The organism is Streptomyces sp. (assembly GCF_050698815.1).
Taxonomy (GTDB): Bacteria; Actinomycetota; Actinomycetes; order Streptomycetales; family Streptomycetaceae; genus Streptomyces.
Map to the genome: position 1 here is coordinate 1 of NZ_JBOHCV010000706.1, position 5424 is coordinate 5424.

The window sequence follows — 5424 nt, forward strand, 5'->3', positions numbered from 1 at the left end:
GAGGAGGGTTCGATGGCAGTGCGAGCAGCGGTCGCGGGGGCGAGCGGCTATGCGGGCGGGGAGATTCTGCGTCTGCTGGCCGCGCATCCGGAGGTCGAGGTCGGTGCGCTCACCGGCAATTCCAACGCGGGTGCCCGGCTGGGCTCACTCCAGCCGCACCTCGCGCCCTACGCCGACCGCGTACTGGAGGAGACCACGGTCTCCGCGCTGAGCGGGCACGATGTCGTCTTCCTCGCGCTGCCGCACGGTCAGTCCGCCGCGGTGGCGCGGGAACTCGGTGACGGGGTGCTGGTCGTGGACTGCGGCGCCGACTTCCGGCTCGCCGACGCGTCGGCCTGGGAGCGGTTCTACGGCACCCCGCACGCCGGGACCTGGCCTTACGGTCTGCCCGAGCTGCCCGGCGCCCGCGCCGCCCTGCCCGGGGCCCGGCGCATCGCCGTCCCCGGCTGCTACCCGACCGCCGTTTCCCTCGCGCTCGCGCCCGCGTACGCTGCCGGGCTGGCCGAACCGGAGGCCGTGGTCGTCGCGGCGACCGGCACGTCGGGCGCGGGCAAGGCGCTCAAGCCGCACCTGCTCGGCAGCGAGGTGATGGGTTCGATGAGCCCGTACGGCGTCGGCGGCGTGCACCGGCACACCCCGGAGATGGTCCAGAACCTGTCCGCGGCGGCCGGTGAACGCGTCAGCGTCTCCTTCACCCCGACGCTCGCTCCCATGCCGCGCGGCATCCTCGCCACCTGCAGCGCCAAGGCCCTTCCGGGAGCCGGGGCGGAGAACCTGCGAGCGGTGTACGAGAAGGCGTACCAGGACGAGCCGTTCGTCACGCTGCTCCCGGAGGGGACGTGGCCGGCCACGGCGTCCGTGTACGGCTCGAACACCGTCCAGCTGCAGGTCGCCCTCGACGTGGAAGCCGACCGCCTCATCGTCATCAGCGCCATCGACAACCTCACCAAGGGCACCGCCGGCGGCGCGGTGCAGAGCATGAACATAGCCCTCGGATTCCCCGAGGAGCTGGGGCTGCCCACCACCGGGGTCGCACCGTGAGCGGCGAAGCGAACGGAGAAGCACAGTGAGCGTGACAGCGGCGAAGGGATTCACGGCGGCGGGCATCGCCGCCGGGATCAAGGACAGCGGCGGCCCGGACCTGGCACTCGTCGTCAACAACGGGCCGCGCCGCGCGGCGGCCGGTGTCTTCACCTCCAACCGCGTCAAGGCCGCGCCGGTGCTCTGGTCGGAGCAGGTGGTCAAGGGCGGGCAGGTCTCGGCCGTCGTGCTCAACTCCGGCGGCGCCAACGCCTGCACCGGGCCGCCCGGATTCCAGGACACCCACGCCACCGCCGAACAGGCCGCCGCGGCCCTCGGCCACAGCGCGGGCGAGATCGCCGTGGCCTCGACGGGTCTGATCGGCACCCGGCTCCCCATGGACAAGCTGCTGCCCGGCATCGGCGAGGCCGCCGGACAACTCTCCCCGCACGGTGGCGAGAAGGCCGCCATCGCGATCAAGACCACCGACACGGTGCACAAGACCGCCGTCGCGGAAAGAGGGCCGTGGTCCGTCGGCGGCATGGCCAAGGGAGCGGGCATGCTGGCGCCCGGGCTGGCCACCATGCTGGTCGTGCTGACGACGGACGCCGACCTGGACGCTCCGGCGCTCGACGAGGCACTGCGGGCCGCGACCCGTACGACCTTCGACCGGGTCGACTCCGACGGCTGCATGTCGACCAACGACACGGTGCTGCTGCTCGCCTCCGGCGCCTCCGGAGTCGTCCCGGACCGTGCGGAGTTCGCCGAGGCCGTACGGGCCGTGTGCGACGACCTGGGACAGCAGCTGATCCGGGACGCCGAGGGCGCCTCCAAGGACATCAGGGTCGAGGTCGTCGGCGCGGCGAGCGAGGACGAGGCGGTCGAGGTCGGCCGCTCCATCGCCCGCAACAACCTGCTCAAGTGCGCCATCCACGGCGAGGACCCCAACTGGGGCCGGGTGCTCTCCGCGATCGGCACCACCCGGGCCGCCTTCGAGCCCGACCAGCTGAACGTCGCCATCAACGGCGTGTGGGTCTGCCGGAACGGTGCGGTCGGCGAGGACCGGGACAAGGTCGACATGCGCTACCGCGAGGTCCGCGTCACCGCGGACCTGTCCGCCGGATCCGCTTCGGCCGTCATCTGGACCAACGATCTCACCGCCGACTACGTGCACGAGAACAGCGCGTACAGCTCGTGAGCGGCCCCGTGCACCCCGACCGCAAACACACCGCCCTGCCCAAGGCGCAGACGCTCATCGAGGCGCTGCCCTGGCTGACCCGCCACAACGGCAAGACCGTCGTCATCAAATTCGGCGGCAACGCGATGGTGGACGAGGAACTGAAATCCGCCTTCGCCCAGGACGTCGTCTTCCTGCGCCACGCCGGGCTGCGCCCCGTCGTCGTGCACGGCGGCGGACCGCAGATCAGCGCGCAGCTGGAACGCCTCGGCCTGGAGTCGGAGTTCACGGCGGGGCTGCGGGTGACCACGCCGGAGACGATGGACGTCGTACGGATGGTGCTCGCCGGCCAGGTCCAGCGCGAGCTGGTCAACCTGCTCAACCAGCACGGTCCGCTCGCCGTCGGCATGACCGGTGAGGACGCCCACATCATGGCCGCCACCAAGCGCTACGCGCGGGTGGACGGTGAACTGGTCGACATCGGTCGGGTCGGTGACATCGCCAGCGTCGAGACCGGCGCGATCCAGGCGCTGCTGGACGACGGCCGCATCCCGGTCATCTCCTCCATCGCGCGCAGTGCGGACGACGACCACATCTACAACGTCAACGCCGACACCGCCGCCGCGGCGCTGGCCGCCGCGCTGGGGGCGGAGACGCTGATGGTGCTCACCGACGTCGAGGGCCTGTACGCGGACTGGCCGCACAGCGACGAGGTGGTCAGCGAACTCACCGCCGCCGAACTGGAGAAGCTGCTTCCCGACCTGGCCAGCGGCATGGTCCCCAAGATGGAGGGCTGTCTGCACGCGGTGCGCAACGGCGTGCGCACCGCGCGCGTGCTGGACGGCCGGGTCCAGCACTCCATCCTGCTGGAGATCTTCACCGACGAGGGCATCGGCACCATGGTCGTGCCGGACAAGGACGAGGGGGACGCCGCACCATGAGCACCACAAGCACCACAAGCACCACAAGCACCACGAACGCCGGCACCGGCGGCAACGCCGCGCTCACCGAGCGCTGGCAGTCCGCGCTGCTGGACAACTACGGCACCCCGCGCATCCCGTTCACGCACGGCGAGGGCGCCACCTTCTGGGACGCTCAGGGCAAGGCCTACACCGACTTCGTCGGCGGCATCGCCGTCAACGCGCTCGGCACCGGGCACCCGGCGGTCGTACGGGCGGTGTCCGACCAGATCGCCACACTCGGGCACGTCTCCAACCTCTTCATCGCCGAGCCGCCGGTCGCGCTGGCCGAACGGCTGCTGGAGCTGGCCGGGCGGCCGGGCCGCGTCTACTTCTGCAACTCGGGTGCGGAGGCCGTCGAGGCCGCCGTCAAGGCCGGGCGGCGCACCGGGCGCCGGCACATGGTCGCCACCGAGGGCGGATTCCACGGCCGCACCATGGGCGCGCTGGCCCTGACCGGACAGCCCGCGAAGCAGGCGCCGTTCGAGCCGCTGCCCGGGGACGTCACACACGTGCCCTTCGGGGACGCCGACGCCCTCCGCGCGGCCGTCACGACGGACACCGCGCTCGTCATCGTCGAGCCGGTGCAGGGGGAGAACGGCGTCGTCGTACCCCCCGCCGGCTATCTCGCCGCCGCCCGCGAAATCACCCGGGCCACCGGAACACTCCTCGTCATCGACGAGATCCAGACAGGAATCGGGCGTACCGGCCACTGGTTCGCCTGCCAGGCGCAGGGTGTGGAACCGGATATCATCACCCTCGCCAAGGGACTGGGAGGCGGGCTGCCGCTCGGTGCGACGCTGCTCTTCGGGGGGGCGGCCGGGCTGCTCACGCCCGGCCAGCACGGCTCCACCTTCGGCGGCAATCCGGTTGCCTGCGCGGCCGGACTGGCGGTGCTGGAGACCATCGCGGACGAGGATCTGCTGGCACACGCCGGGCGGATGGGGGCGCGGCTGGGTGACGCGATCCGCTCGCTCGGACATCCGCTTGTCGAGCGGGTCCGCGGCGCCGGGCTGCTGCTGGGTATCGTGCTCACCGAGCCCGTCGCGCCGCAGGTGCAACAGGCGGCTCAGGACGCGGGTTTCCTGGTCAACGCGGTCGCGCCGGATGTCGTACGGCTCGCACCGCCGCTGATCGTCACCGAGGATGAGGCGGACGGCCTCATTCAAGCCCTGCCCGGGGTCCTGGACGCGGTGGACGGCGGGGCGACGAGCAGATGAGCCGAAGGGGATCGGGGACGATGACCGAGGGGTACGCGCACGGGCCGGAGCCGGAGCAAGAACTGGGGAACGGGTACGGGGGCCGGGCCCTGCCGCAGACCCGTACGGCCCGGCACCGCAGGATCGTCGACATCCTCAACCATCAGCCGGTCCGCTCCCAGAGCCAGCTCGCCAAGCTCCTCGCCGACGACGGACTCTCCGTCACCCAGGCCACGCTCTCCCGCGACCTGGACGAGCTCGGCGCCGTGAAGATCCGCAACACGGGCGGCGAGCTGATCTACGCCGTGCCCAGCGAGGGCGGCGACCGTACGCCGAAGGTGCCGCTGGGCGAGTCCGCCAGCGAGGCCCGGATGGCCCGGCTCGCCGGTGAACTCCTCATCTCCGCCGAGGCGTCGGCGAACCTGGTGGTCCTGCGCACCCCGCCCGGCGCCGCCCAGTTCCTCGCCTCGGCCATCGACCAGGCGGGGGTGCACGAGATCATCGGCACCATCGCGGGAGACGACACGCTCCTCCTCATCAGCCGCGCCCCGGACGGCGGCCAGGCGCTGGCCGGCCACCTGCTGAGCCTGGCGCAGAAGGAGCACTAGAACGCCAGGCGCCGGGCCAGGGCCGCCCGGGGGAGTGCGGCCTATTTCGGTTCTGCCGGCTCGCGCGGTCCGGGCGCCCGCACCGTGAGGATGCCGAGCGTGGACTGCGCAGGCAGCATGCCCGCCTGCAGGACCGCGCCGAGCACCGGAGCGATCAGCCGGGTCAGCCGGGCACAGCCCTCCGCACCCAGCGCGCGGTAGGGGGCGGCGGCGAGTTCGTCCGTCGTCCGCTCGATCTCCTCCCGCTCCCGCAGGCCGAGGCCGGTGGCCTTGCCTTCGGCGTCCAGCCAGCCGCGTCCGGCGAGCCGCTCGTGCGCCGCGGCCCATTCCGCCCCGCTCCAGCCGCGGGAGGCGAAGTTGTGCACCGGTGCCGCTTCGATACCGGCGAACGAGACCAGTGCCTCGCACCCGTCGTGTCCGGCGCCGAGCAGCGCCGCCAGGTGCCCGTCGCCGCGGTGTTC

Annotated in this window: 6 protein-coding genes; 5 read left to right on the top strand and 1 reads right to left on the bottom strand. The window is 72.3% G+C overall.

All coding sequences use genetic code 11. The annotated features are described in order from the left end of the window. The first annotated feature begins 12 nt into the window (after positions 1-12). From argC to ACRDP3_RS25030, 5 genes are read left to right on the top strand one after another with little or no spacing between them, the layout of a single operon-like run. Positions 13-1041, top strand: coding sequence for an N-acetyl-gamma-glutamyl-phosphate reductase (gene argC, locus ACRDP3_RS25010; RefSeq protein WP_431519256.1), 1029 nt, complete (start codon positions 13-15; stop codon positions 1039-1041). A 25-nt stretch (positions 1042-1066) separates the two neighbouring features. Continuing rightward, a complete protein-coding gene (gene argJ / locus ACRDP3_RS25015) occupies positions 1067-2218 on the top strand; it encodes a bifunctional glutamate N-acetyltransferase/amino-acid acetyltransferase ArgJ (RefSeq protein WP_431519257.1) in 1152 nt (383 codons plus the stop codon). Beyond that, positions 2215-3138, top strand: a complete 924-nt coding sequence (gene argB, locus ACRDP3_RS25020; protein WP_431519258.1) for an acetylglutamate kinase — start codon at positions 2215-2217, stop codon at positions 3136-3138. Before argJ ends, argB begins: the two co-directional genes overlap by 4 nt. Further along, positions 3135-4376 (top strand): acetylornithine transaminase, encoded by a 1242-nt coding sequence (locus ACRDP3_RS25025; protein WP_431519259.1) that lies wholly within the window; start codon positions 3135-3137, stop codon positions 4374-4376. Before argB ends, ACRDP3_RS25025 begins: the two co-directional genes overlap by 4 nt. A gap of 20 nt (positions 4377-4396) precedes the next feature. Continuing rightward, on the top strand, positions 4397-4963 hold the full coding sequence (locus tag ACRDP3_RS25030) for an arginine repressor (protein WP_431519260.1): 567 nt from the start codon (positions 4397-4399) through the stop codon (positions 4961-4963). A 41-nt stretch (positions 4964-5004) separates the two neighbouring features. Here the strand turns inward: ACRDP3_RS25030 and ACRDP3_RS25035 are convergent. Next, positions 5005-5424 (bottom strand): helix-turn-helix domain-containing protein (locus ACRDP3_RS25035; protein WP_431519261.1); only part of this gene is annotated, 420 nt, incomplete at its 5' end.